This is a genomic window from Nonomuraea sp. NPDC048881 (genome assembly GCF_040649795.1).
Classification (GTDB): Bacteria; Actinomycetota; Actinomycetes; order Streptosporangiales; family Streptosporangiaceae; genus Nonomuraea.
In genome coordinates this window covers 1041088-1065870 of record NZ_JBEZGC010000002.1, presented here as the reverse complement: position 1 = coordinate 1065870, position 24783 = coordinate 1041088, and the positions used below count along the sequence as shown (strand labels likewise).

Sequence of the window (24783 nt, the reverse complement as noted above, 5' to 3'; positions counted from 1 at the left end):
GGCCGCTCAGCTGCCGGCGCCGCTCACCCGGTAGACGTCGAAGACGCCCTGGATGCTGCGCACGGCCTTGAGCACGTGGCCCAGGTGTTTCGGGTCGCCCATCTCGAAGGTGAACTTGCTGATCGCCACCCGGTCGCGCGAGGTCGTCACGGACGCGCTGAGGATGTTGACGTGCTGGTCGGACAGGGTGCGCGTGACGTCGGACAGCAGGCGCGGCCGGTCGAGGGCCTCGACCTGGATGGCCACCAGGAACACGCTGTCGTCGCCGGGCGACCAGCTCACCTCGACCAGCCGGTCGGGCTGCTCCCTGAGCTGCTGGACGTTGGTGCAGTCGGCGCGGTGCACGGACACGCCGTGGCCGCGGGTGACGAAACCGACGATCTCGTCGCCGGGCACCGGCGTGCAGCACTTGGACAGGCGCACCCACACGTCGGCGTCGCCCGCCACGACCACGCCCGCGCCGCCGCCGCGCGGACGGCCGCGCAGCCGGGTCGGCAGGGACGTCTCGGCGATGTCCTCCTCGGCGCTCTCCACGCCGCCGATCGAGGCCACGAGCTTCTGCACGACCGCCTGCGCGGCGATGTGCCCCTCCCCCACGGCCGCGTAGAGCGCCGAGACGTCGGGGTAGCGCAGGTCGCGGGCGAGCGCCAGCAGCGCCTCACCGGACATCAGGCGCTGCAGCGGCAGGCCCTGCTTGCGCATGGCGCGGCCGATGGCCTCCTTGCCCGCCTCGATGGCGGTCTCGCGGCGCTCCTTGGAGAACCACTGCCGGATCTTGTTGCGGGCCCGGCCGGACTTGACGAACTTCAGCCAGTCGCGCGACGGCCCGGCGTCGGGCGACTTGGAGGTGAAGATCTCGACCGTGTCGCCGTTGCCGAGCCGCGACTCCAGCGGCACCAGCCGCCCGTTGACGCGCGCGCCGATGCAGCGATGGCCGACCTCGGTGTGGACGGCGTAGGCGAAGTCGACCGGCGTGCCGCCCTCGGGCAGGGCGATGACCTGGCCCTTCGGGGTGAACACGTAGACCTCGGATACCGACAGGTCGAAGCGCAGCGACTCCAGGAACTCGCCCGGGTCGGAGGTCTCCTTCTGCCAGTCGAGGAGCTGGCGCAGCCAGGCCATGTCGCTGCCCGGCTTGACCTTGCCGGTGGGCCCCGGCGCGCCGACCTCCTCCTTGTACTTCCAGTGGGCGGCCACGCCGTACTCGGCCCTGTGGTGCATCGCGTGGGTGCGGATCTGCAGCTCGACCGGCTTGCCCTCGGGACCGATCACCGTGGTGTGCAGCGACTGGTACATGTTGAACTTGGGCATCGCGATGTAGTCCTTGAACCGGCCGGGGACCGGGTTCCAGCGCGCGTGGATCGTGCCCAGCGCCGCGTAGCAGTCGCGCACGCTGTCGACCAGGACCCGGATACCCACCAGGTCGTAGATGTCGTCGAAGGCGACGTCGCGGGCGATCATCTTCTGGTAGACGGAGTAGTAGTGCTTGGGCCGGCCCTTGACCACCGCGCGGATCTTGGCCTCGCGCAGGTCGCCGGAGACCTTCTCGATGACCTCCTGCAGGAACAGGTCGCGCCGCGGCGCGCGCTCGGACACCATGCGCGCGATCTCGTCGTAGCGCTTGGGGTAGAGCATGGCGAACGCGAGGTCCTCCAGCTCCCACTTGATCGTGTTCATGCCGAGCCGGTGGGCCAGCGGCGCGAAGATCTCCAGCGTCTCGCGGGACTTCTGGTGGCGCTTGTGCTCGGGCAGGTAGCGCATGGTGCGCATGTTGTGGAGCCGGTCGGCGAGCTTGATGATCAGCACGCGGATGTCGCGCGACATCGCCACGACCATCTTGCGCACGGTCTCGGCCTGCGCCGCGTCGCCGAACTTGACCTTGTCGAGCTTGGTGACGCCGTCGACCAGCGAGCCGATCGTGTCGCCGAAGTCGGCGCGCAGCTCGTCGAGGCTGTAGGCGGTGTCCTCGACGGTGTCGTGCAGCAGCGCGGCGCACAACGTCTCGTCGTCGGTGCCCAGCTCGGCCAGGATCGTCGCCACGGCGAGCGGGTGGGTGATGTACGGGTCGCCCGACTTCCGCTTCTGGTCGCGGTGGTGGTAGGCGGCCATGTCGTAGGCGCGTTCGATCAGGCGCAGATCGGCCTTGGGATGGGTGGCCCGGACCGTGCGGAACAGCGGCTCCAGCACCGGATTCATGGCCCCACCCCCAAACCGCCGTCGACGCACCGCAGGAACGCCGGGCGCGTCGGCATTACCTGCGTCGGTTACGTCGGGCGCGACCACATCACGGGGCACTCAGACTCCTCACGTTCGAGTCCAGATCCCCCCAGTGTATCCAGGCTGGGAACCCGGACTCGCTCGGGCCGTCTCAGACGATCACCAGGGAGTGCAGGTCGACGGCCGGCAGACGCTCGCGCCCCTTGAGAAAAGCCAGCTCCATCAGCACCGCGATGCCGACGACGTGCGCGCCCGCCCGCTCGACGAGCTCGATGGTGGCCTTGGCCGTGCCGCCGGTCGCCAGCACGTCGTCGACGATGAGCACCCGGTCGCCGGGCGCGAAGGCGTCGCGGTGCACCTCGATGGTGGCCGAGCCGTACTCCAGGTCGTAGGACTCCTCCAGCGTCGCGGCCGGCAGCTTGCCCTTCTTGCGCACCGGGACGAACCCGGCCGCCGCCCGGTAGGCCACCGGCGCCGCCAGGATGAAGCCCCTGGCCTCGATGCCGACGATCTTGTCCACCTCGGTGAGGCCGGCCAGCTCCTCCACCACGGCCGCCATCGCGACGGGGTCGCCGAGCAGCGGGGTGATGTCCTTGAACAGCACGCCGGGCTTGGGATAGTCGGGGACGTCCCTGATCCGGTCCAGGATCAACTGGCTGAGCTCGCTCATCGTGCTTCCATCGCCTTCCTCGTGGGTGCCGCGCTCCATGATGGCCTACTCCGGCCCCTCCTCGGACCGCGCGACGTCCCGGACGGCCTGTGACGGGCCTCAGACGCCCGCCGGGGACGAGCCCAGGCCCCAGCGCCCATGGCCCCCTCCGGGCGCCGCAAGGCCCCCCTGAACGCGACGGCGCCCCCGCCCTGACGGACGGGGGCGCCGGGACGAGCCACGGACGGGGCTCAGCCCTTCGCTACGGCTGCGCTTTTGGAACCCTTCGCCCCCTTGCCGGTGGTGGAGGCGAGCCGGCGCGCGATGGCCTGGTACTTCGGCTCCCGCTCCTTGAGCGTCACCAGCATCGGCGTGGCCACGCACAGGGACGAGTAGGTGCCGACGATCATGCCGACGAACAGGGCCAGCGACAGGTCCTTCAGCGTGCCCGCGCCGAGCAGCGTGGTGCCGATGAACAGGATGGCCGCCACCGGCAGGATCGCGACCAGCGAGGTGTTCAGCGACCGGATCAGCGTGTGGTTGAGCGCGTTGTTGGCCGCCATGGAGTAGGTCATCTTGGAGGTCGTGCCCAGCTTGGCCGTGACCTCCTTGATCATGTCGAACACCACGACCGCGTCGTAGAGCGAGTAACCGAGGATGGTCAGGAAGCCCAGCAGCGTCGCCGGCGTGACCTCGAAGCCCGACCAGGCGTAGACGCCGGCGGTGATGACGAGGTCGTGGACGAGCGCGACGATCGCCGACAACGCCATCTTCGGCTCGAACGCCATCGACAGGTACAGGATGATCGCCAGCATGAAGACGCCCAGGCCGATCCAGGCCTTCTGGGAGACCTCACCGCCCCAGGAGGCGCCGATCGACTGGACGCTGACGTCCTTGACCGGGACCTTGTACTCCTTGGCGATCGTGGTCTGCATCTGGTTGAGCGTCGACTCCGTCAGGGTCTCGGTGGTGACCCGCCAGTTGTCGCGGGCCCGCTGCACGATCACCTGGTGGGCGCCCTGCGTGCGGAAGTCCTCGCGGACCTCCTCGACGGTGCCGCTGGTGGCCGGGAACGTGAAGACCGTTCCGCCCTTGAACTCGACGCCCAGGTTGAGCCCGTTGAACAGGATGCCGGCCAGGGAGACGGCCAGCAGCAGGCCGGACAGGCTGTACCAGAGCCTCCACTTGCCGACGAAGTCGACATCGATCTCGCCGCGGTAGAGGCGACGCCCCAGTCCCATCTCAGGCCTCCTGCGGAGTGGTCGTGGCGGCCGGCTCGGTGCTCATGCGCTCTGCGTCGAGGCCGGACAGCGGGTGCCCCTTGGCGAAGAACTTCAGCCTCGCCAGCAGGGCGATGAACGGCTTGGTGAACAGGAACACCACCACGATGTCGATCAGCGTGGTCAGGCCCATCGCGAAGGCGAACCCGGCCACACCGCCCACCGCCAGGAAGTACAGCACGATGGCGGCGATGAACATGACGGCGTCGGCGATCAGGATCGTGCGCCGGGCACGGACCCAGGCCACCTCGACGGCCGCGCGAAGCGTCCGCCGACCTTCCTTCATCTCATCACGTATGCGTTCGAAGTACACGATGAAGGAGTCGGCGGTGATGCCGATCGAGACCACCAGGCCGATGATGTGCGGCAGCGAGAGCCGGAAGCCGGCGTTGTGGCCGAGCACGACCACCGCCGTGTACGTCAGGATCGAGGCCACGACGAGGCTCAGCACCGCGACGATGCCGAGGCCGCGGTAGTACAGCAGCGAGTAGACGACCACCAGGCCGAGGCCGATGATGCCGGCGATCAGGCCGCCTTCGAGCTGGTCGGCGCCGAGCGTCGAGGACACGGTGTCGATCGAGCTGCGCTGGAACTTCAGCGGGAGGGCGCCGTACTTGAGCTGGTCGGCCAGGTTGGTGGCGCTGACCTGGTCGAAGCCGCCGGTGATCTCGGCGCGACCGCCGGGGATCGGGCTGATGATGTTGGGGGCCGTGATGACCACGCCGTCGAGGACGACCGCCACCTTGTTGCGCGGCTCCTGGGCGTTGTAGGCGGTGGTGGTGAGCTTGCTCCACTCGCCCGCGCCCTTGCTCTTGAAGTCGAGCTGGACGATCCACTCCACGGTGCCCTGGCGCACGCCGGCCGAGGCGGTGTCGATGTCGGTGCCGACGACCTTGGCGACGTCGAGGACGTACTTGTAGCTGCCGTCGGTCTCGCAGGCCGCGTACTGCTTGTTCGGGTCGTCCTGGACGCCCTGGCCGCGGTTCTTGGGGTCGGAGCAGTCGAGCTTGTGGAACTGCTGCAGCACCGCGGGGTCGATGCCCTGCGTGTTGATGCCGGCGTTGGGGTCCTGGTTCGGCTGCGTGGGCGGCGTGCTCGGCGACGGCGTCGGCGTGGCGTTCCTGCCCTTGGTGTTCTGCTTCTGACCCGTCTGGTTCTGGGCCGTCTGGTCGCGGCCGGTCTGCGTGGCCTCGGGCGTGGCGCCCGGCGTCGGCGCGGTCAGCGCGGACGACAGCGCCTTGCCCGTCGGGGACGCGCTCGGCGTGGTCGCCGACTGCGTGCCGGACGGCTTGCCCGACGGCTTGGCGGTCGAGGACGGCTTGGCAGACGGCGAGGCGCCCGGTGTGGGCGCCTCGGTGGTCAGGTTCTGCGGGACCTGCGTGGCCTCCATGGCGAGCACCTGGCGGAAGCGCAGCTCCGCCGTGGTGGCGACCAGCTTGATGGCCTCGCTCTGTCCGACGCCCGGGATGGAGATGATGATGTTGTCGCCGGACTTGGCGACCTCCGCGTCGGAGATGCCGGTGCCGTTGACCCGGTCGCGGATGATGTTGACCGCGCGGTCGAGGATCTCTTCAGGCGGAGACTGACCGGACTGGGTCACGGGTGACAACGTCACCGTCGTTCCGCCGGCGAGGTCGAGTCCCAGCTTCGGCGTGAACGCCTTCTGCAGGAACATCGTCCCGCCCAGGGCGAGGATGAGCGCCAGCAGCACCAAGAGCGTGCGCCCTGGTCGGCTGTGGCGGCTGGTCGGTCGGGCCACTGGTCGTCGATTCTCTCAGATAGGGGTTTGTCGCAGAGCTTAGTCAGGACTGCTTGCTGCTGGAGCCCTGATCGCCGTTGGGCTCGACGGTCGTGTCGGACTCCTTGGCGTCACCGTCGGCCAGGTCGGTCACGACCGGCTCGTCGGCCACCACCGGAGCGTCACCGGGCTGGACCACACGGCCGATGGCGGCCTTGACCCAGCGCGTCTCGATGCCGGGCGCGACCTCCAGCACGACGTCCTCGTTGTCCACCGCGACGACCGTGGCGAACAGGCCGGTCGTGGTCATGACGCGGGCGCCCGGGGTCAAGGAGTTCTGCATCTGCTGCGCTTCCTGCTGGCGCTTGCGCTGCGGACGGATCAGCAGGAAGTAGAACACCACCACCAGAAGGATCAGCGGCAGGATGCTTCCGAGTTGTCCCATGTCCATAGGGGCGACCTTCCATAGTCGTTCAAGAATTTGACACCGGCCTCGCGCCGGAAATTCCGTTGCGTAGCTCTCGGGCCGCGCCGCTCAGCCCGTCAGCCTACACAGCCAGCCAAGGCACGGAGTGTAGGCGGTTGTTATGAAACGCGGCAACGAGGCAGCGATTCGGCGCGCGGGGAAGTTCCCGATTTGAAATGGTTGCAACCGTTTCGTGATCACGGTGAAACGGCGGCCCCGAAAGCGTCCGGCGGTGGTGTCATACCCAGGTGTGTCCAGGCGGAAGCGGTCGCGACCCGGCCGCGCGGGGTCCTGGCCAGCAGCCCCTGCCGCACGAGGAACGGCTCGGCCACCACTTCGACGGTCTCGGGCTCCTCCCCCACGGCCACCGCGAGCGTGGAGAGACCGACGGGACCGCCGCCGAACTTGCGCAGCAGCACCCCGAGCACCGCCCGGTCGAGCCGGTCGAGCCCTTCGGCGTCGACTTCGTAAAGATTGAGCGCGGCCGAGGCAATGTCTCGATCGATCACTCCGTCGGCGCGCACGTCGGCGAAGTCGCGGACGCGGCGCAGCAGCCGGTTGGCGATGCGGGGCGTGCCGCGCGACCGCCGGGCGATCTCGTGGGCGCCCTCCTCGGGCAGGACGACGCCGAGCAGCCGCGCCGACCGGTGGAGCACCTGCTCCAGCTCGCCGACCTCGTAGAAGTCCATGTGGGCGGTGAACCCGAACCGGTCGCGCAGCGGCGCCGGCAGCAGGCCGGCCCGCGTGGTGGCGCCGACCAGCGTGAACGGCGCGATGTCGAGCGGGATCGCGGTCGCGCCCGGCCCCTTGCCCACGACGATGTCGACCCGGAAGTCCTCCATCGCCAGGTAGAGCATCTCCTCGGCGGGCCTGGCCATGCGGTGGATCTCGTCGATGAACAGCACCTCGCCCTCCGTCAGCGTGGACAGGATGGCGGCCAGGTCGCCGGCCCGCTCCAGGGCGGGGCCGGAGGTGATGCGGAGCGGCATGTTGAGCTCGGCCGCGATGATCATGGCCAGGGTGGTCTTGCCCAGGCCGGGCGACCCGCTCATCAGCACGTGGTCGGGCGGACGCTGCCGGCGCATGGCGCTCTCCAGCACCAGGGACAGCTGCTCGCGCACCCGGCCCTGGCCGATGAACTCGCCCAGCCGCTTGGGCCGCAGCGCCGCCTCGATCTGCAGCTCGTCGCCGCCGGCGTCGGCGGAGACCAGCTCGCGCTCATAGTCCATGGCCACCGCTCCTTCCCGCGCGCCGGGGCGTCGTCTCGGACTTCATGATCATCGTACGCTGAGCGACCGGAGCGCGGCCTTCAGCAGCGCGGCCACCTGCGGCTGGCGCCCGGCGGCGAGGTCGGCCTCGGCCTCTGGCGCGACCCCGGCCACGGCCTCGTCGGCGTCTTTGCTCGAATAGCCCAGGCCCACCAGGCCGGAGTGCACCTGCTCGCGCCACAGGGCGGCGCGCCGCTCCCCGCCGATCGCCGCGTTGACGGCCTCCTCGGGGGTGCCGAGCCGGTCCTTCAGCTCCAGGACGATGCGCTGGGCGCCCTTCTGCCCGATGCCCGGCACCCGTGTGAGCGCCTTGAGGTCGGCGGCGGCCACGGCCACCCGCAGCGCGTTGGGCGTGTGGACGGCGAGCATCGCCAGCGCCAGCTTGGGGCCGACGCCGCTGGCCGTCTGGAGCATCTCGAAGACGGCCCGCTCGTCGTCGCCGGCGAAGCCGTAGAGGGTCAGCGACTCCTCGCGCACCACCAGCGAGGTGGCCAGCCTGGCCTGCTCGCCCACGCGCAGCGTGGCCAGCGTGCCGGGGGTGCAGTGGGCGAGGATGCCGACGCCCCCGACCTCGATCACGGCTCCGTCGGGCGCGACCGACGCCACCCTGCCCGCCACCGACGCGATCACGACTCGATCTCCTTCTCCACGAACTCCACGAACCGGCCGGCCCGCGCTCGCCGCACGGGTCAGCGCCCCTTGCCGGCGCGGGCCATGGCCTCGGCCAGCCGGTGCTGGGCGCCGCCGCGCCAGATGTGGCAGATGGCCAGGGCCAGCGCGTCGGCGGCGTCGGCCGGCTTGGGCATCTCGGCCAGCCGCAGCAGCCGGGTGATCATCGTGCCGACCTGCTTCTTGTCGGCCGTGCCGCTGCCGGTGACGGCGGCCTTGACCTCCGAGGGCGTGTGCAGCGCGACCGGCAGCCCGCGCCGGGCCGCGCACAGCACGGCGATCCCGGCCGCCTGCGCGGTGCCCATGACGGTGCGGACGTTGTGCTGGGCGAAGACGCGCTCCACGGCCACGGCGTCGGGACGGACCTCGTCGAGCCACCGCTCGATGCCGGCCTCGATGCCGACCAGCCGGGTGCCGAGCTCCTCGTCGGAACCCGTGCGCACCACCCCGACGGCCACCAGCGACAGCGGCGCGCCCGGCCGGCCCTCGACCGCGCCCAGGCCGCACCGGGTCAGCCCCGGATCGACGCCCATCACCCGCACCGGCTTGCCTCCCGCGCCGCCGAACATCTGTTCGGCACGAGACTCTACCCCGGCTGAGCTGGCCGCGCACCGTGAATCGCCCGCCGCGAACGGCGGGCGGGCCCGTCAGAAGTAGTCGAGCATGTACGGCTTGGCGGCGAAGGCCGTGTCGAGCAGCTCGTCGTGACGGTCGTCGCCGGACATCAGGCCGGTCCTGCGCAGCGTCGCGGTGGGCACGCCCGCGTACAGGGCGGAGAAGCCGCCCACGCTCAGCGCCGCGCCCCCGCCGTCGGCCGGGGCGGCCGGGACGGCCGTGCCGGAGCCGCCGGAGAACTCCAGCCGGAAGGAGCCGCCGCCGCGCAGCGGGTCGTCCACGGAGACCACGGCCCCGCCCGTGACGGCGGCGGGGAAGCCCCTGCGCGCCACGGCCGCGGCCACGTCGAGCACCCTGAACATCCAGCGCACCTGCGTGACGCGGTCGGTGGAGCGCTCGCCGAGCAGCCACAGCACCGGGTCGTCGGGGGCGACCGGCGCGGTGACCTTCCTGGCGATGGACGACGAGCTGCCCACCATCGACCACAGCGCCCTGGCCGTCTCCCCCGACCCGGCGACCAGGTTCTCGACGTGCATGTCGTCGCCGTTCCAGCGGTAGACGAGGTAGCCGTCGGGGGCCAGGTAGAGGAAGTCGTCCTCGTTGGACAGCCAGACGCGCCAGGCGTTCTCGTCCCAGGCGACGGGGCCGCTGGAGCGGGCCGCCTCGTGCGTGCGGTGGAGCAGGGAGACGACCTCGGCGGCGTCGGCGGGGCCCATCCTGCGCAGCTTGACCTCGCCGGACGGCCTGATGCGGCGCAGCGACTCGGCGGGCAGCGTGATCATGTGCCGGGCTCCGGCGTGCTCGTAGCCGAGCGAGCGGTACAGGGGCGTGGTGGCCGGGTAGAGCGCCGAGACGGCGTCGCCGTGGGCGGCGGCGCGGTCGATGACGGCGCGCATGATGGCGGTGCCGACGCCGTGGCCGCGGTCCTCCGGGTTGACGGTGACCCCCGCGACGCCGGCCATGGGCTGCGGACGGCCGTACCACCATTGGGTGAAGCCGCGCAGCCGGGCCGCGGCGGCGAGCCTGCCGCCCTCGAACGCGCCCAGGTAGCGGCCCTCGCCGAGCGTGGGCGTCACGGTGTGGCGCCACCGCTCGGCCTCCGCGCCGGAGATCGGGCCGAAGGAACGTTTACGCAGGTCGAGAACGTCGTCGAGGTCGTCGGGGGTGAGATCGCGAATTTCCACAACCACTCAACCTACGGGCTGGTACGGGCGGGTCGCGATCCGTTTACGCTGACGGCGAGCCTGTCCAGGTATCGCAGCTGGGCGGCCACGACGGCGGCCAGCGCGACCACGACGACGACCAGCGGGGTGCTCGCGCCGACGTCGGGGACGCCGTGGAAGCCGCCGAGCCGGCCCATCTGCGTGACGGGCACGGTGAACAGCTCCGGGCTCTGGGCCACCAGCAGCGGCCAGAGCACGTCCTGGGCGTTGACCAGCGTGACGGCGCCGGCCAGCACGCCCGCCATCGGCAGGGACGGCAGCAGGACGCCGCCGAAGAAGTCCCGGTCGTTGCGCTCGGCCAGGCCCTTGCACAGCAGCGTCAGCACCAGCAGCGCCGGGACGCTGACCAGCAGCGGCGGGAACAGGGCGAAGAAGGTGTCCACGAGGCGCAGGTTGCGCATGTTCTGCCAGTCGGCCACGCCGAGGGGGCCGGTGCCGACGAACAGCCACGGGGCGAACGGCAGCAGCAGCCACTCGCTGCGCGCGCCCAGGGGACGCAGGCCGCCGATGCCGAGGGCGGCCAGGTAGGCCACGCCGACCGACACCAGCGCGCCGGCCACCGCGGGGACCCAGGTGTTGACCTGCGCGCGCAGCCCGCCGGACACGGCGCCGTCGCCGCCCGCGAGCACGCCGGAGATCCACGGCCAGGCGCAGACCAGCCCGACGGCCACCACCAGCACCAGCGCGACGGCCCCGGCGACGACGCCGCCGCCGCCGGCCCGCGACCGCCCGGGATCCGAGCCGGGGAACGCTCCACGCCGATCCCGCTCGGGGAGCACGGTGACACGGAGGCGGGCGGCCACCGCGACGACCACCGCGACGATGCCGAGCACGCCGAGAAGCACGCCCGTCAGGGCCGCGACGGCCGCCCCAGGGCCGAACTGGGCCATTCTGAAGGCGAAGTCGTACTGGAGGCCCGCGAGGGTCTGTGTGGCGCGCTCAGGGCCTCCCCGGGTGAGCGCCATGCCGATCGAGAACGCCTGCGCCCCCACGGCGACGGTCGCCAGCGCCACCAGCACCGCCACCACGACCGTGGCGCGCCCGGCGGTGCCGCCGCGCAGCGCGGGCAGGAACGCCGTCAGCGCCAGCGCGCACACCACCCCGAAGGTGGCGGCCACGACGACGAGCCGCAGCGTCCCCGGGGCCGTGGCGGGGTCGCGCAGGCCCTCGGCCAGCGTGGCGATGCCCGGACCGTCGGGCGACGTCCCCCGCAGCCAGGCCGCCGCCACGCCGATCGGCGAGAACGTGACGATCGCCAGCGACGACACGACCAGGCCCGCGCGCCGCGGCAGGGCGCCGCCCCGGTCGAGCGCCAGGGCGAGCAGCGGCCCCACGACCACGGCCACCAGCAGCGGCCCCACGGTCAGCGAGAGCGTGAAGCCGAGCGCCCGCCAGAACTCCTCGCCGCCCAGCACCTTGCCGTAGTTGTCCAGGCCCACGAACCTGCTCGGCTGCAGCACGCCGCCGCTGTGCAGGCTGAGCACGATCGTCTGGACCGTCGGCAGGACCAGCGTGATCAGGGTGCCGAGCAGCGCGGGCACGGCCAGCAGCCAGCCCAGCGCGCGGTAGGACGCCGGCGGCCGGGCGGCCGGGGGCACGGGGACAGGAGTCGGTGGGATGGGGGAATTCACGTCGCCCGACCCTAGCCGCGTCAGGGCGCGGGCGCACGCGTAACGGCCGGGTGGGCATTTGGTGTCGAACACCCGCAGGCCCGGCAAGTGCCAGGTCAAGGGCGGAAACCGGCCCTGGGAAAGAGTGAGGGCCCGGGGGTCGCCCCCGGGCCCTCGGTGGCGCGGGATCAGTCGAGGGCGGCCAGGACGTCGTCGGAGACGTCGAAGTTGGCGTAGACGTTCTGGACGTCGTCGCTGTCCTCCAGCGCGTCGATCAGGCGGAACACCTTCTTGGCGCCCTCCTCGTCGAGCGGCACGCTCATCGTCGGCAGGAAGCTCGACTCGGCCGAGTCGTAGTCGATGCCGGCCTCCTGGAGCGCCTTGCGGACCGGCACGAGGTCGCCGGCCTCGGAGACGACCTCGAAGGAGTCGCCCATGTCGTTGACCTCTTCGGCGCCCGCGTCGAGCACGGCCATCAGGACGGTGTCCTCGTCGAGGCCGTTCTTGGGCACGATCACGACGCCCTTGCGGTTGAACATGTACGACACCGAGCCCGGGTCGGCCAGCGAGCCGCCGTTGCGGGTCAGCGCGACGCGGACCTCGGAGGCGGCGCGGTTGCGGTTGTCGGTGAGGCACTCGATGAGCACCGCGACGCCGCCGGGCGCGTAGCCCTCGTACATGATGGTCTGCCAGTCGGCGCCGCCGGCCTCCAGGCCGCCGCCGCGCTTGCGCGCCCGCTCGATGTTGTCGTTGGGCACGGAGTTCTTCTTGGCCTTGAAGATGGCGTCGAAGAGGGTGGGGTTGGCGTCCGGGTCAGGGCCACCGGTCCGTGCCGCCACCTCGATGTTCTTGATGAGCTTCGCGAACAGCTTGCCGCGCTTGGCGTCGAGCGCGGCCTTCTTGTGCTTCGTCGTCGCCCATTTGGAGTGGCCGGACATTACCTAGAGCTCCCTCACCATGTCTACGAAGTAACGGTGCACGCGCGTGTCCCCGGTCAGCTCGGGGTGGAACGAGGTCGCGAGCAACGGCCCTTGACGGACCGCGACGATCCTATCCCCAGGCTCGGCCGTGCCCAGCACCTGAACGTCAGTGCCGATCGATTCCACCCACGGAGCACGGATGAACACAGCGTGGACGCGTTCGCCCGCGAAGTCCAGGTCCGACTCGAACGAGTCCACCTGGCGGCCGAAGGCGTTGCGCCTGACCACCATGTCGATGCCGCCGATGGTCTGCTGGCCCTCGATGCCGTCCTCGATGCGGTCGGCCAGCATGATCATGCCGGCGCACGAGCCGTAGGCGGGCAGGCCCTCCTTGATCCGCATCCGCAGCGGTTCCAGCATGTCGAAGGTGTCGGCGAGCTTCCACATGGTGGTCGACTCGCCGCCGGGGATCACCAGGCCGTCGACCGCGTCGAGCTCGGCCGGGCGGCGCACGGCGACGGCCGACGCGCCGGCCTCCTGGAGCATGCGCGCATGCTCGCGCACGTCTCCCTGGAGAGCGAGTACACCGATCGTGGGCACAGCGATCCTTCCGTCAAGGTCCGGTTTCCGACAATTCAACACCATGATGGCCCGGCATCTTCCTACCAGAGCACTCTGGCGTAAAGCGGGGTCAGGCGGCGGCCTGGACGGCGTCCACGCGGGCCAGGGCGCTCAGGTGGTGGCGGCGGGCGTACAGGAAGGCCATGCCGATCGCGCAGCAGGCGGCCCCGACGACGTAGGGGACGGCGATGCCGATCTCCTCGCCGAGCTTGGTCGCGACGAACGGCGCCAGCGCGCCGCCCATCCAGCGCACGAAGTTGTACCCGGCCGAGGCGACGGGCCTCGGGGCGTCGGAGACCTCCATGGCCGACTCGGTGAAGACGGTGTTGTTCAGCCCGATCGGGATGCCGGACAGGACGGTGAACACGATGATCCCGGCGTGCGCCCCGGCCGTCCCCGACACGGCGATGCCGACCTGGAAGAGCGCGAGCAGGCCCAGGGCCAGGTGCAGCACGTTCACCGAGCCGATCCTGCGCTGCAGCGGCGGCGCGCCGAACACCGAGGCCAGCGCCACGCAGACGCCCCAGCCGAAGAACACCGCGCCGATGCCGTACGGCGACATGTGCAGGATGAACGGGGTGAAGGCGAGGATCGTGAAGAAGGCGAAGTTGTAGAACAGGGCGGTGAAGGCGGTCGTGGACAGCCCGCCGTGGGCCAGGGCCCGGATGGGGGCGCTGAGCCTGGTCTTGACCGCGGGCTTGGGGCCCGTCCTGAGCAGGGTGGCGATCAGCACGAAGCCGGCGGCCATCAGCGTGGCGGTGCCGAAGAACGGCGCCCGCCAGTTCCAGTCGCCGAGCAGCGCGCCGACCAGCGGGCCGGCGGAGATGCCGAGACCGAGCGCGGCCTCGTACAGGATGATGGCCGACTCCGCGCCGCCGCTGGCCGCGCCGACGATGACGGCCAGCGCGGTGGCCACGAACAGGGCGTTGCCGAGACCCCAGCCGGCGCGGAAGCCGACGAGCTCGGCGACGCTGCCGGAGGTGCCGGCCAGCGCGGCGAACACCACGACCAGCGCCAGCCCGGCCAGCAGCGTGCGCTTGCCGCCGATGCGGCTGGAGACCCAGCCGGTGATCAGCATGGCCACGGCGGTGACCAGGAAGTAGCTGGTGAACAGCAGGGACACCTGGCTGGGCGTGGCGTGCAGCCCTTGGGCGATGGAGGGCAGGATGGGGTCGACGAGGCCGATGCCCATGAAGGCCACGACCGCGGCGAACGCGGTGGCCCAGACGGACATCGGCTGGCGCAGGATTCCGCCGCCGGTTTGCATGTTGTCCCCTTACTGGGTGGTTCTGTCGATGCCGAGCTTGGCCAGGACGGGCAGGGCCGCCGCGAGCACGTCGCGTTCGTCGTCGGTGAGCGCGGCCAGGTCCTGGGCGAGGCGGGCGATCCTGGCCCGGCGCACGGCGTGCAGCCGGTCGCGGCCCTCGCCGGTGAGCTCGACCGTCCTGACGCGGGCGTCGGCCGGGTCGGAGCCGCGCGCCACCAGGCCCGCGTACTCCAGCCGGTTGATCTGCACGGTCATGGTCGGCAGCTGGACGGCGTGCTCCTCGGCCAGCTCGGTCATCCGGCGTGGGCCGTGTTCGAGCGAGCCGAGCACGGCGTACTGCTGGGTGGTGACGGGCTGGCCGGCGCTGGAGCGCCGCAGCAGCAGGACCAGGTGGCGCAGCACCTTGGAGACCTGCTCGGCCATCTGGGTGGGATCGTCCCTCATACTTAGCCCAACTAACTTAGCCTGGCTAATATTCCGGGCGAAGAAAAGGCGGCGTCCCAGCCCCCGGGGACGCCGCCTGCCTCAGGGCTACGGGCGTTCGGTCTCCAGCCGGACGGTGTCCTCCACCGTCACCTGCTTCCTGGCGCCGATCGCCGGGTCCAGCGGCCGCAGGTACGTCTGCCGCACCCCCGGCACCCGGTCCTCCACCACGAACGTCGCCCGCGTGTACGCCTGCGCCCCAGGCTCGCGCACCTGCGGCACGACCTTGAAGTCGGCCGTGAGCAGGTCGCGCTCGATCTTCGTCAGCACGTATCCGCGCTGGTTGTTGTAGAACTTCAGATGCGGGTTGATCGTCAGGTACGGATGCGTCGCGGGGTCGGAGTCCGCGCCGTCGCCGCCCGTGGTGATGGAGGTGGCCACGAGTTCCGAGCCCACGGTGGGCCCGGTCGGGTCGTCGTAGTCGAGCTTGAGGTCGCTGGCCCAGTGGGCGTGCACGTCGCCGGTCAGCACCACCGGGTTGCGCACCTCGGCGTCCACCCAGCCCTGGGTGATGCGCCGGCGGGAGGCGACGTAGCCGTCCCAGGCGTCCATCGAGGTGATCTTGGCGGGGCCGGCGTTGTTGTCGCGCTGGGCGAAGAACACCTGCTGGCCCAGGATGTCCCACTGGGCCCGCGAGCGGTGGAAGCCGTCGATCAGCCATTGCTCCTGCGCCGCGCCGGTGATCGAGCGCGCCGGGTCCACGGCGGCCGGGCAGTCGCGGTAGCCGTCGCCGCAGCCCTGGTCGTCGCGGTACTGGCGGGTGTCCATCATGTGGAAGGTGGCCATCCTGCCCCACCGGATCCGCCGGTAGAGCTGCATGTCGATGCCGCGCGGGATCGACGTGCGGCGCAGCGGCATGTTCTCGTAGTAGGCGCGGAAGGCGGCGGCGCGGCGGGCCAGGAAGTCCGGCTGGGGCACCTCCGGCTTCTCCGGCACCTCGTCGGCCCAGTTGTTGTCCAGCTCGTGGTCGTCCCAGACGACGAGCCAGGGCGCGGCGGCGTGCGCGGCCTGCAGGTCGGGGTCGGCTTTGTACTGGGCGTGCCGCTGGCGGTAGCCCGCCAGGGTCTCGGTCTCGGGGCCCTCGTGGTCGCGGACGTTGCCGCCCGGGATGGTGTAGGTGTCCTTGGTGTACTCGTACTGGTAGTCGCCCAGGTGCAGGATCAGGTCCGGGTGCTCCTCGGCCAGCCTGCGGTAGGAGGTGAACCAGCCGTGCTCGTACTGGGCGCAGGAGACGAAGGCCATCGACAGCGCGCCGCCGTAGGACAGCGGGTGCGGGGCCGTGCGCGCCCGTCCCATGGGCGAGACGTACGGGCCGACGCGGAAGCGGTACCAGTAGTCCCGGTCCGAGCTCAGCCGGTCGACCTCGACGTGCACGCTGTGCCCCCACTCCGGCACGGCGACGGCCACCCCCGACCGGACGACGCGGCGCCCGCGCTCGTCGGCGTAGACCTGCCACTGCACCGGGAACGGGCGCTGCGGCATGCCGCCGAAGCCGTCCTCGGCCAGCGGGTTCTGCGCCAGCCTGGTCCACAGCACGAACCCCTCGTGGTCGGGGTCGCCGCAGGCCACGCCGAGCGTGAACGGGTCGGTGGACAGCCCGCGCGAGGCCAGTGCCTGCGCGGTCTCAGTGGCGGTCTCAGTGGCGGTCTCTGCGGCGGGGTCCGGCTCGGCGCTCGCCGCCGTGGCGGGGATCGCGGCGGCGGCGCCCGCCGCCAGGCCGGTGACCAGGAAGTGCCGTCGGTTCAGCTGGGACACGGTGCGCTCCTCGGGACGATCAAGGGTGAGGGACGCCCGTAGCCTGACCGAGTCTCATGACAGGCCGGTGAACCGCGGACAACACGAAAGAGGCGACATCCTTCGCGAATGCCGCCTCTTACGAAGCTTTTCATCGTCACATGACGATCATGGACCTACGGCGTGCCGCCGGCCTGCGACGACGCGCCGGTTCACCAGCCGCGCTCGGCCAGCCGGTGCGGCTGCGGGATCTCGTCGACGTTGATGCCGACCATGGCCTCGCCGAGACCGCGCGAGACCTTGGCGACGACGTCGGCGTCGTCGTAGAACGTGGTGGCCTTGACGATGGCCGCGGCGCGCTTGGCCGGGTCGCCCGACTTGAAGATGCCCGAGCCGACGAACACGCCTTCGGCGCCGAGCTGCATCATCATGGCGGCGTCGGCCGGGGTGGCGATGCCGCCCGCGGTGAACAGCACGACCGGCAGCTTGCCGCTCCTGGCGACCTCGGCGACCAGCTCGTAGGGGGCCTGCAGCTCCTTGGCGGCCACGTAGAGCTCGTCCTCGGCCAGCGTGGTGAGGCGCTTGATCTCGGCGCGGATGGTGCGCATGTGGGTGACGGCGTTGGAGACGTCGCCAGTGCCGGCCTCGCCCTTGGAGCGGATCATGGCCGCGCCCTCGGTGATGCGGCGCAGGGCCTCGCCCAGGTTGGTGGCGCCACAGACGAAGGGCACGGTGAACTGCCACTTGTCGATGTGGTTGGCGTAGTCGGCCGGGGTGAGCACCTCGGACTCGTCGACGTAGTCGACGCCGAGCGACTGCAGGACCTTGGCCTCGACGAAGTGGCCGATGCGGGCCTTGGCCATGACGGGGATCGACACGGCGGCGATGATGCCGTCGATCATGTCGGGGTCGCTCATCCTGGACACGCCGCCCTGGGCGCGGATGTCGGCGGGCACACGCTCAAGGGCCATGACGGCGACGGCGCCGGCATCCTCAGCGATCTTGGCCTGCTCGGGGGTGACGACGTCCATGATGACGCCACCCTTGAGCATCTCGGCCATGCCGCGCTTGACGCGGGCCGTTCCGGTGACGGGGGTGCTTTCAGGCGTGCTGGACACGGTCTTCCTCACGGGCTCTCAGGGCGGACGGTAAGTTATCAAACCCATCGTAGGTCCTGATGGACCCCTCCCCCGACATGCCACGATGTCAGGATTTGCCGCTCAAGTTATACAGAACGGTCATCTAAGGGGTGACGGGCTTGCGGCTGGCGAGCGCGATCCAGACCTGGCCGGGGGCGAAGTTCATCGGCTCGCCGCTCTCAGTGGTGAACGTCGTACCGGTCTCCTCCGATTCCCGTTCCCAGTTGGCCGCGTAGGCTTTGCCGTCGCGCAGCACGACGGCCTTGCCCTTGCCGGTGGTGTGCACGAGCGGGGTGTAGCTCTGGTGGAAGTCGTGGAACTGCGAGCGCTCGGTCTTGGTGTACTGCACGACGATCGTGGGCGCGCCGAGCTGGCCGCCCTCGGCCGCCATGTCCTTCTTGCCGTCCTGCCAGATCAGCCACTGCTTCTTGGCCTCCGACCAGGCGAAGGTGAAGCGCGCCGCGGGCCACCTGACGGTGTACGACTTCTTGTCCACGCCGCCCTCGGCGGGCGCGTCGCCGAAGGTGAAGCCGATGTCCTTGGCCTCGGTGGCCTTGGGGGCGCCCGACAGCAGCTTCCTGGTGTTGGCGAACAGGTTGTAGGGGGCGTAGCGGCCCGGCTGGCGGAAGTAGGCGCCGGGGTTGCGGGTGTCGCCCACGTCGTACAGCGGGGCCTTGGCGATGAACGGCAACATCTTGGTCTGCGCGCCGGAGTAGGCGAACGCCGGCTTGCCGAACTGCGGGACGATGTGCAGGTCGGAGATGCGGGCGCTGCGCACCGGGCCCACCTTGGCCGGGATCTTCGAGGAGAAGATCGCCATGAGCCGGGTCAGGCCGGCCTCGACCTGCTCGACGTAGACGACGTCCGCGCTCTTGAGCCCGAGCTGGGGCTTGCCCGCGGCGGTGTTCTCGATCTTCACCGCGAGCACCGGCTTGAGCTCCTCGAAGGGCTGCCCGGTGAACGGGTGCCCCTCGGCCTGCTCGGTGGGCTCCTCGGAGGGGGCGGCGGTGGCCGCCTGCGGCGCCTTGCCGGACGCGGGAGGCTCGTCGGACGAGCAGGCCGCGACGGGCCCCAGCACGGCCGCCCCTGCCAGAGTCACCGAGATCATCCGGGATAGCCGCACCTTGCAACAACTCCTCGCCTTTGCCCAGAAATCGGGAGAAGCTTACCGGCCTCCCCACAATTGGTCATTCAGGCGACATAGTTGCGGGCGGATTGTCATCAATCTCGAAGAATTCCGGGAACTCGGTGTGACCAGCCAATCGCAGCGTCCTGGCCAGCCAGCGCCGCTGCGCCGTACGGGTGACCCCGACCGCGTTGTTGTAGAACCGGCGCGAATAGACGACCTTGGCCACCGCCGCGTCGAGCTCCTCCAGCAGGTCGCCGCCGCCGGGCGCCTCGGCCAGCTTCTCCCTGAAACGCTCCTGGTCGGCCGCGGCCCGCAGGGCCCGCGACAGGTCGCTCTCGGCGTGCTCGCGCTCCTCGGGCCCGGCGATCCTGGCCTCGTGGGCGGCGGCGGCCAGCACCAGCGAGGTCGCCGGGTCGAGCAGGCGCGAGCCGGCCAGTTCGAGCACCACGGCCCGGCGCCGCATGAGCGCGGCGTCCAGCGCCTCGCGGGCCAGTTCGAGCCGGATGTGCAGGCGGTCGAGCCGGCCCGCGCGCCAGGAGATGTAGACGGCCGTGAGCACGACGACGATGCCCACGATCAGCACGATCATGGTGGATGTCACAGCGGTTCCCTACAGGAGCTCTCGGCAGGCGGTCACAGGTCTTCCTCCACCCGGCCCGCGCCGCTGGTGGTCACCGTCTCGTAGACGCGCACCACGTCGCGGGCGACCGTGGACCAGTCGTACTTCCTGACCGCCACCAGCGCCTCGGCGGCCAGTTTGGCGCGCCGCTCGGGCGCGTCGAGCAGCGCGGCGGCCTCGCGGGCGAGCGAGGCGGCGTCGCCGTTGGCGAACAGCGCGCCGGCCTGCCCCTCGCCCAGCACCTTGCGGAAGGCCGGGATGTCGCTGGCCAGCACCGTCGCCCCCGAGGCCATGGCCTCGGCCAGCACGATGCCGAAGCTCTCGCCCCGGGTGTTGGGGGCGCAGAACACGTCGACCGAGTGGTAGGCGCGGATCTTGTCGGCCTCGCTCACCATGCCGAGCACGGTGACCCGCTCGTGGAAGGGCTTGGGCACCTTGTCGTAGACGTCCTTGGCGTCGCCGGGCCCGGCGATGAGCAGCTTCAGGCCGGGACGCTCGGCGGCCAGGGCGTTGAAGGCGTCGAGCAGGATCGGCAGGCCCTTGCGCTCTTCGTCCATGCGGCCGAGGAAGCCGATGGTGGCGCCGTCGGGGCCCCAGCCGGGCAGCGGCTCGGCCTCGGTGTAGCGGGCCACGGTCACCCCGTTGGGGATCAGCACGGTGTCGCCGCCGAACTGCTCGACCAGGCTCTTGCGCGCCGCGTCGGAGACCGCGATGCGGCCGCTCAGCTTCTCCAGCGCGCTGCGCAGCAGCGGTTCGGCCACCGCGATGGCGCGCGAGCGGGTGAAGGAGGCGTGGAAGGTGGCCACGATCGGCCCCTTGGCCGCCCAGCAGGCCAGCACGCCGAGGCTCGGGATCAGCGGCTCGTGGATGTGCAGCACGTCGAAGTCGCCCGTACGCACCCAGCGCCGCACCCGCGCGGCCGACAGGAACCCGAACGACATCCGGGCCACCGACCCGTTGTAGGGCACCGGCACCGCCCGGCCGGCGCCCGTCACGTACGGGGGCAGCTCGTCGTCGTCGGCGGCGGGCGCGATGACCGAGACCTCGTGCCCCTGCGCCATCAGCGCCTGGGCCAGGTCGTCGATGTGCTGCTTGACCCCGCCCGGCATGTCCCAGGAATAGGGGCAGACGATGCCGACCTTCATTTCGGCAGGTCCTCCAGCCAGAGCCGCTGCAACATGTGCCAGTCCTCCGGGTGCTCGGCGATGCCCTTCTCGAAGACGTCCGTCATGGCCTGGGCGACGGCCGCCACCTTCTCCTGCCGGGTGCCCTCGGCGGGCACCGGGATCTCCTCGTGGATGTGGATGCCCCAGTCGTCGCCCACGAAGTAGACGGTGGCCGGCAGCAGCGCGGCGCCGGTCTGGACGGCCAGCAGCGGCGGGCCTGCGGGCACCTTGGTGGCGGCGCCGAAGAAGCGCACCTCGATGCCGCTCTTGGTCAGGTCGCGCTCGGCGGGCAGGCAGACCACGCCGCCCTTGCGCACGCGGCCGGCGAGGGTGCCGAAGTTGTGGCCGTCGCCGCCGGTGAGCGGCAGCACCTCCATGCCGAGCCCCTCGCGGAAGGCGACGTAGCGGCGGAACAGCGACTCGGGCTTCAGCCGTTCGGCGACCGTGGTGAACGGGTGGCCGACGCCGACCAGCCAGGCGCCCGCCGCGTCCCAGTTGCCCATGTGCGGCAGGGCCAGCACCACGCCCCGGCCCGTGGCCAGGGTGTCGTGGATGTGCTCGGCCCCGATGACGTGGGTGCGCCGGACGATCTCCGGCCGCGGGATCGAGGGCAGGCGGAAGACCTCGTGGAAGTAGCGGAAGTAGGAGCGCATGCCGGCCCTGCTCAGCTCGCGCAGCTCCGCGCTGCCGGCGTCGATGCCGGTGACCTTGGCCAGGTTGGACTCCAGGCGGCGCACGGACTTGCCGCGCTTGCGCCACACCCGGTCGGCCAGGAGGCGGAAGACCGCCGCCGTGGGGCGCTGGGGCAGCAGCGGGACCAGTTTCCAGCCCGCCGCGAAGCCCGCCGCCACGATGCGGTCGCCGATGGAGGTCTTCTCGCTCATCGCTCCCTCGTCTGCCGGTGGACGTGCACGACCCGCTGCACGACGGTGATGGTGGAGGCCGCCGCCAGCAGCCACATCCCGAGCGGCAGCACGTACGGCACCCCGACCCCCGAGAAGAAGGTCGCGACCAGGGCCACGACCAGCCGCTCGGGACGCTCGGCCAGCCCCACGTCCGCCGTGAGCCCGAGGCCCTCGGCCCTGGCCTTGGCGTAGGAGACCAGGGACCCGGCGACGAGGCAGGCCAGCGTCACGCCGGCCATCAGCGTGTCGCCCCCGGCGACGAAGTACAGGATCAGGCCGGCGAAGATGGCGGCGTCGGCCACCCGGTCGAGCGTGGAGTCGAGGAAGGCGCCCCAGACGGTGCCCCCCTTGCCGCCCAGCCGGGCCACGACGCCGTCGAGCAGGTCGAACAGCACGAAGACGGTGATGAGCAGCGCCCCCCAGGCCAGCTGGCCCAGCGGGAACAGGAGCAGGGCCGAGATCACCGTGCCGAGGGTGCCGATCGCCGTGACGGCGTTCGGGCCGATCCCGCGGCCGACGAGAGCCCTGCCCAGCGGGGTGAGTATCCGGGTCATGGCCGGTCGCAGGAGTTTGAGCATCGCGGTCCGATCGTAGGCCATCACGTGAGCGGCCACTTTCTTTGCCCCGCACCCCTTGTGATATTCGCCACAGGGGTATTTGGTGAACACACCGCGTCCACGCGGTTCCTGACACCCTCCGCGCGGGCGCGGCGTTGGATGCACCGACGACGTGGGAGGCGAAGTGGCGGAAAGGAACTCCGGCGGGGCCATGGGAGCCGCGGGCAGGGCACCCACGGCCGACAGGGCGGACGCGATACGCAACGTCGTGCTGGTCGGCCACTCGGGAGCGGGCAAGACCACCCTGGTCGAGCAGCTGCTCGCGGCGACGGGCACCGTCCAGCGGCCGGGCCGGGTGGAGGACGGCAACACGGTCACCGACTTCGACGAGGTCGAGGTGCGCCAGCAGCGGTCGGTCAACCTGGCGCTGGCGCCGCTCGTGCACAACGGCATCAAGATCAACCTGCTCGACACCCCGGGTTACGCCGACTTCGTCGGCGACCTGCGCGCCGGGCTGCGCGCCGCCGACGCCGCCCTGTTCGTCGTGTCGGCCTCCGAGGGGATCGACGGGCTCACGCAGATGCTCTGGGAGGAGTGCGCCCAGGTCGCCATGCCCAGGGCGGTCGTGATCACCAAGATCGACCACCAGCGCGCCGACTTCGACGAGGTGCTGGCCACCTGCCAGGACGTCTTCGGCGACGGCGTCGCGCCGCTCTACCTGCCGGTGATCACCAACGGCCACGTCAACGGCCTGATCGGGCTGCTGTCGCAGAAGTTCTACAACTACGCGACCGGCGCCCGCACCGAGAAGGAGCCGGGAGCCGAGTACGAGGCGCAGATCGACGAGCGGCGCGGCGAGCTGATCGAGGGCATCATCCAGGAGAGCGAGGACGAGTCGCTCATGGACCGCTACCTGGCGGGCGAGCCCATCGACACCAAGGTCCTGGTGGACGACCTGGAGAAGGCGGTCGCCCGCGGCAGCTTCTTCCCGGTGCTGTGCAGCGGGCTCGGCGACGGCCACGCGGTGGGCATGACCGAGCTGCTGGAGCTGGTGACCCAGGGCTTCCCCTCGCCGCTGGAACACCCGATGCCCGAGATCACCGACCTGTCCGGCAAGCCGGTCGGCGGCATCGCGTGCGACCCCGACGGCCCGCTCGTGGCCGAGGTCGTCAAGACCACCAGCGACCCGTACGTGGGCCGCATCAGCCTCGTCCGCGTCTTCTCCGGCACGCTGCGCCCCGACATGACCGTGCACGTCTCCGGCCACGGCCTGGCCGACCGCGGGCACGAGGACCACGACGTCGACGAGCGCATCGGCACGCTGACCAGCCCGCTGGGCAAGACCCAGCGCCCGGCGGCCAAGGGCTCGGCCGGGGACATCGTGGCCGTGGCCAAGCTGTCGCGGGCCGAGACCGGCGACACGTTGTCGGAGGTGGACCGTCCGCTGCTGATGACGTCCTGGCAGATGCCCGATCCGCTGCTGCCGGTGGCGATCAGGGCGAAGTCGAAGGCCGACGAGGACAAACTGGCCCAGGCGCTCGGCCGGCTGGTGGCCGAGGACCCGACGCTGCGCCTGGAGAACAACGCCGAGACCCGGCAGCTCGTGCTGTGGTGCATGGGCGAGGCGCACACCGACGTGCTGCTCGACCGTCTGGCCAACCGGCACGGCGTCGAGGTCGAGCGGATCGAGCTGCGGGTGCCGCTGCGCGAGACGTTCGGCGGCCGGTGCCAGGCGATGGGCCGCAACGTCAAGCAGACCGGCGGCCACGGCCAGTACGCGATCTGCCACCTGGAGGTCGAGCCCCTGCCCTCGGGCGGCGGGTTCGAGTTCGTGGACAAGATCGTCGGCGGGGTGGTGCCCCGGCAGTTCATCCCGTCGGTGGAGAAGGGTGTGCGGGCCCAGATGGAGCGCGGCGTGGTGGCCGGCTACCCCATGGTGGACGTGCGCGTCACGCTCTACGACGGCAAGGCCCACTCGGTCGACTCCTCCGACATGGCCTTCCAGATCGCGGGCCAGCTGGCGCTGAAGGAGGCGGCCTCGAAGGTCCCGACCCTGCTGCTGGAGCCGGTGGACGAGCTGTCGGTGCTGGTGGCCGACGACCACGTGGGCTCGGTGATGTCCGACCTGTCCTCGCGGCGCGGGCGCGTGCTCGGCACCGAGCCGGTGGGCACCGGGCGCACGCTGGTCAAGGCCGAGGTGCCCGAGCTGGAGATCACCCGCTACGCCATCGACCTGCGCTCGATGTCGCACGGCACCGGGACGTTCACGCGCACGTTCCTGCGCTACGAGCCGCTGCCGCCGAACCTGGCGAGCAAGGTGGCGGCCACCGAGTGAAGGGACGGGGTGAGCGGCGCCGAGCCGGGAGGGCGGCATGTCCCTCCCGGCCCGCACGTTTGATCACCACATCTACCGTTTCGTAACAGAAGCATCACGACTGCATTTCTTTTTTCAGGTCCGATCACGCGGGAGCAGCTGCCAGACTGGTTTGCACTATGCGAACTGGACGC

At 71.0% G+C, this 24783-nt stretch carries 22 protein-coding genes; 1 reads left to right on the top strand and 21 read right to left on the bottom strand.

Annotation, left to right across the window (positions count from 1 at the left end; genetic code table 11):
- Nucleotides 1–6 precede the first annotated feature (6 nt).
- The 21 genes from AB0C33_RS10545 to pgsA form a co-directional block, all read right to left on the bottom strand.
- Nucleotides 7–2196, bottom strand: coding sequence for a bifunctional (p)ppGpp synthetase/guanosine-3',5'-bis(diphosphate) 3'-pyrophosphohydrolase (locus tag AB0C33_RS10545; RefSeq protein ID WP_352330550.1), 2190 nt, complete (start codon nucleotides 2194–2196; stop codon nucleotides 7–9).
- A gap of 172 nt (nucleotides 2197–2368) precedes the next feature.
- The gene (locus tag AB0C33_RS10540) at nucleotides 2369–2887 is read right to left on the bottom strand and encodes an adenine phosphoribosyltransferase (RefSeq protein WP_358285759.1); all 519 of its coding nucleotides are present in this window, start codon (nucleotides 2885–2887) and stop codon (nucleotides 2369–2371) included.
- Nucleotides 2888–3117: 230 nt separating this feature from the next.
- Entirely contained in the window at nucleotides 3118–4107 is a 990-nt protein-coding gene (gene secF, locus AB0C33_RS10535; protein ID WP_358285757.1) for a protein translocase subunit SecF, read from the bottom strand.
- Between the two features lies 1 nt (nucleotide 4108).
- The gene (gene secD / locus AB0C33_RS10530) at nucleotides 4109–5905 is read right to left on the bottom strand and encodes a protein translocase subunit SecD (RefSeq protein WP_358285755.1); all 1797 of its coding nucleotides are present in this window, start codon (nucleotides 5903–5905) and stop codon (nucleotides 4109–4111) included.
- A 43-nt stretch (nucleotides 5906–5948) separates the two neighbouring features.
- Nucleotides 5949–6329, bottom strand: coding sequence for a preprotein translocase subunit YajC (gene yajC, locus AB0C33_RS10525; RefSeq protein ID WP_358285753.1), 381 nt, complete (start codon nucleotides 6327–6329; stop codon nucleotides 5949–5951).
- Between the two features lie 218 nt (nucleotides 6330–6547).
- Nucleotides 6548–7579 (bottom strand): Holliday junction branch migration DNA helicase RuvB, encoded by a 1032-nt coding sequence (gene ruvB, locus AB0C33_RS10520; RefSeq protein WP_358285751.1) that lies wholly within the window; start codon nucleotides 7577–7579, stop codon nucleotides 6548–6550.
- Between the two features lie 48 nt (nucleotides 7580–7627).
- Nucleotides 7628–8248: a Holliday junction branch migration protein RuvA gene (gene ruvA / locus AB0C33_RS10515; RefSeq protein ID WP_358285749.1), complete on the bottom strand. Its 621-nt coding sequence runs from the start codon at nucleotides 8246–8248 to the stop codon at nucleotides 7628–7630.
- A gap of 59 nt (nucleotides 8249–8307) precedes the next feature.
- Nucleotides 8308–8829 carry a crossover junction endodeoxyribonuclease RuvC gene (gene ruvC, locus AB0C33_RS10510; protein WP_358285996.1) on the bottom strand — a complete coding sequence of 174 codons (522 nt, stop codon included), beginning with the start codon at nucleotides 8827–8829 and terminating at the stop codon, nucleotides 8308–8310.
- A 105-nt stretch (nucleotides 8830–8934) separates the two neighbouring features.
- Entirely contained in the window at nucleotides 8935–10086 is a 1152-nt protein-coding gene (locus AB0C33_RS10505; RefSeq protein ID WP_358285746.1) for a GNAT family N-acetyltransferase, read from the bottom strand.
- 11 nt (nucleotides 10087–10097) lie between these two features.
- Nucleotides 10098–11756: a sugar ABC transporter permease gene (locus AB0C33_RS10500; protein ID WP_358285744.1), complete on the bottom strand. Its 1659-nt coding sequence runs from the start codon at nucleotides 11754–11756 to the stop codon at nucleotides 10098–10100.
- A 167-nt stretch (nucleotides 11757–11923) separates the two neighbouring features.
- Nucleotides 11924–12673 carry a YebC/PmpR family DNA-binding transcriptional regulator gene (locus tag AB0C33_RS10495; protein WP_352322550.1) on the bottom strand — a complete coding sequence of 250 codons (750 nt, stop codon included), beginning with the start codon at nucleotides 12671–12673 and terminating at the stop codon, nucleotides 11924–11926.
- A gap of 3 nt (nucleotides 12674–12676) precedes the next feature.
- Entirely contained in the window at nucleotides 12677–13300 is a 624-nt protein-coding gene (pdxT, locus tag AB0C33_RS10490; protein ID WP_358285742.1) for a pyridoxal 5'-phosphate synthase glutaminase subunit PdxT, read from the bottom strand.
- 46 nt (nucleotides 13301–13346) lie between these two features.
- The gene (locus tag AB0C33_RS10485; protein WP_358285740.1) at nucleotides 13347–14543 is read right to left on the bottom strand and encodes an MFS transporter; all 1197 of its coding nucleotides are present in this window, start codon (nucleotides 14541–14543) and stop codon (nucleotides 13347–13349) included.
- Nucleotides 14544–14552: 9 nt separating this feature from the next.
- A complete protein-coding gene (locus tag AB0C33_RS10480) occupies nucleotides 14553–14987 on the bottom strand; it encodes a MarR family transcriptional regulator (RefSeq protein WP_352361412.1) in 435 nt (144 codons plus the stop codon).
- Nucleotides 14988–15074: 87 nt separating this feature from the next.
- Nucleotides 15075–16781, bottom strand: a complete 1707-nt coding sequence (locus AB0C33_RS10475; RefSeq protein WP_358285737.1) for an alkaline phosphatase D family protein — start codon at nucleotides 16779–16781, stop codon at nucleotides 15075–15077.
- 191 nt (nucleotides 16782–16972) lie between these two features.
- Entirely contained in the window at nucleotides 16973–17890 is a 918-nt protein-coding gene (gene pdxS, locus AB0C33_RS10470) for a pyridoxal 5'-phosphate synthase lyase subunit PdxS (protein WP_358285734.1), read from the bottom strand.
- A 112-nt stretch (nucleotides 17891–18002) separates the two neighbouring features.
- Nucleotides 18003–19007 (bottom strand): DUF3048 domain-containing protein, encoded by a 1005-nt coding sequence (locus AB0C33_RS10465; protein ID WP_358285731.1) that lies wholly within the window; start codon nucleotides 19005–19007, stop codon nucleotides 18003–18005.
- Between the two features lie 79 nt (nucleotides 19008–19086).
- Nucleotides 19087–19629 (bottom strand): hypothetical protein, encoded by a 543-nt coding sequence (locus AB0C33_RS10460; protein ID WP_352322557.1) that lies wholly within the window; start codon nucleotides 19627–19629, stop codon nucleotides 19087–19089.
- A 32-nt stretch (nucleotides 19630–19661) separates the two neighbouring features.
- A complete protein-coding gene (locus tag AB0C33_RS10455; RefSeq protein ID WP_352361402.1) occupies nucleotides 19662–20792 on the bottom strand; it encodes a glycosyltransferase family 4 protein in 1131 nt (376 codons plus the stop codon).
- A complete protein-coding gene (locus AB0C33_RS10450; RefSeq protein WP_358285729.1) occupies nucleotides 20789–21697 on the bottom strand; it encodes a phosphatidylinositol mannoside acyltransferase in 909 nt (302 codons plus the stop codon). Before AB0C33_RS10450 ends, AB0C33_RS10455 begins: the two co-directional genes overlap by 4 nt.
- On the bottom strand, nucleotides 21694–22296 hold the full coding sequence (gene pgsA, locus AB0C33_RS10445) for a phosphatidylinositol phosphate synthase (protein WP_358285727.1): 603 nt from the start codon (nucleotides 22294–22296) through the stop codon (nucleotides 21694–21696). Before pgsA ends, AB0C33_RS10450 begins: the two co-directional genes overlap by 4 nt.
- Before the next feature lie 163 nt (nucleotides 22297–22459).
- Between pgsA and AB0C33_RS10440 the strand changes: the two genes are divergently transcribed.
- Nucleotides 22460–24610 carry an elongation factor G-like protein EF-G2 gene (locus tag AB0C33_RS10440; RefSeq protein ID WP_358285725.1) on the top strand — a complete coding sequence of 717 codons (2151 nt, stop codon included), beginning with the start codon at nucleotides 22460–22462 and terminating at the stop codon, nucleotides 24608–24610.
- The last annotated feature ends 173 nt before the right edge of the window (nucleotides 24611–24783 follow it).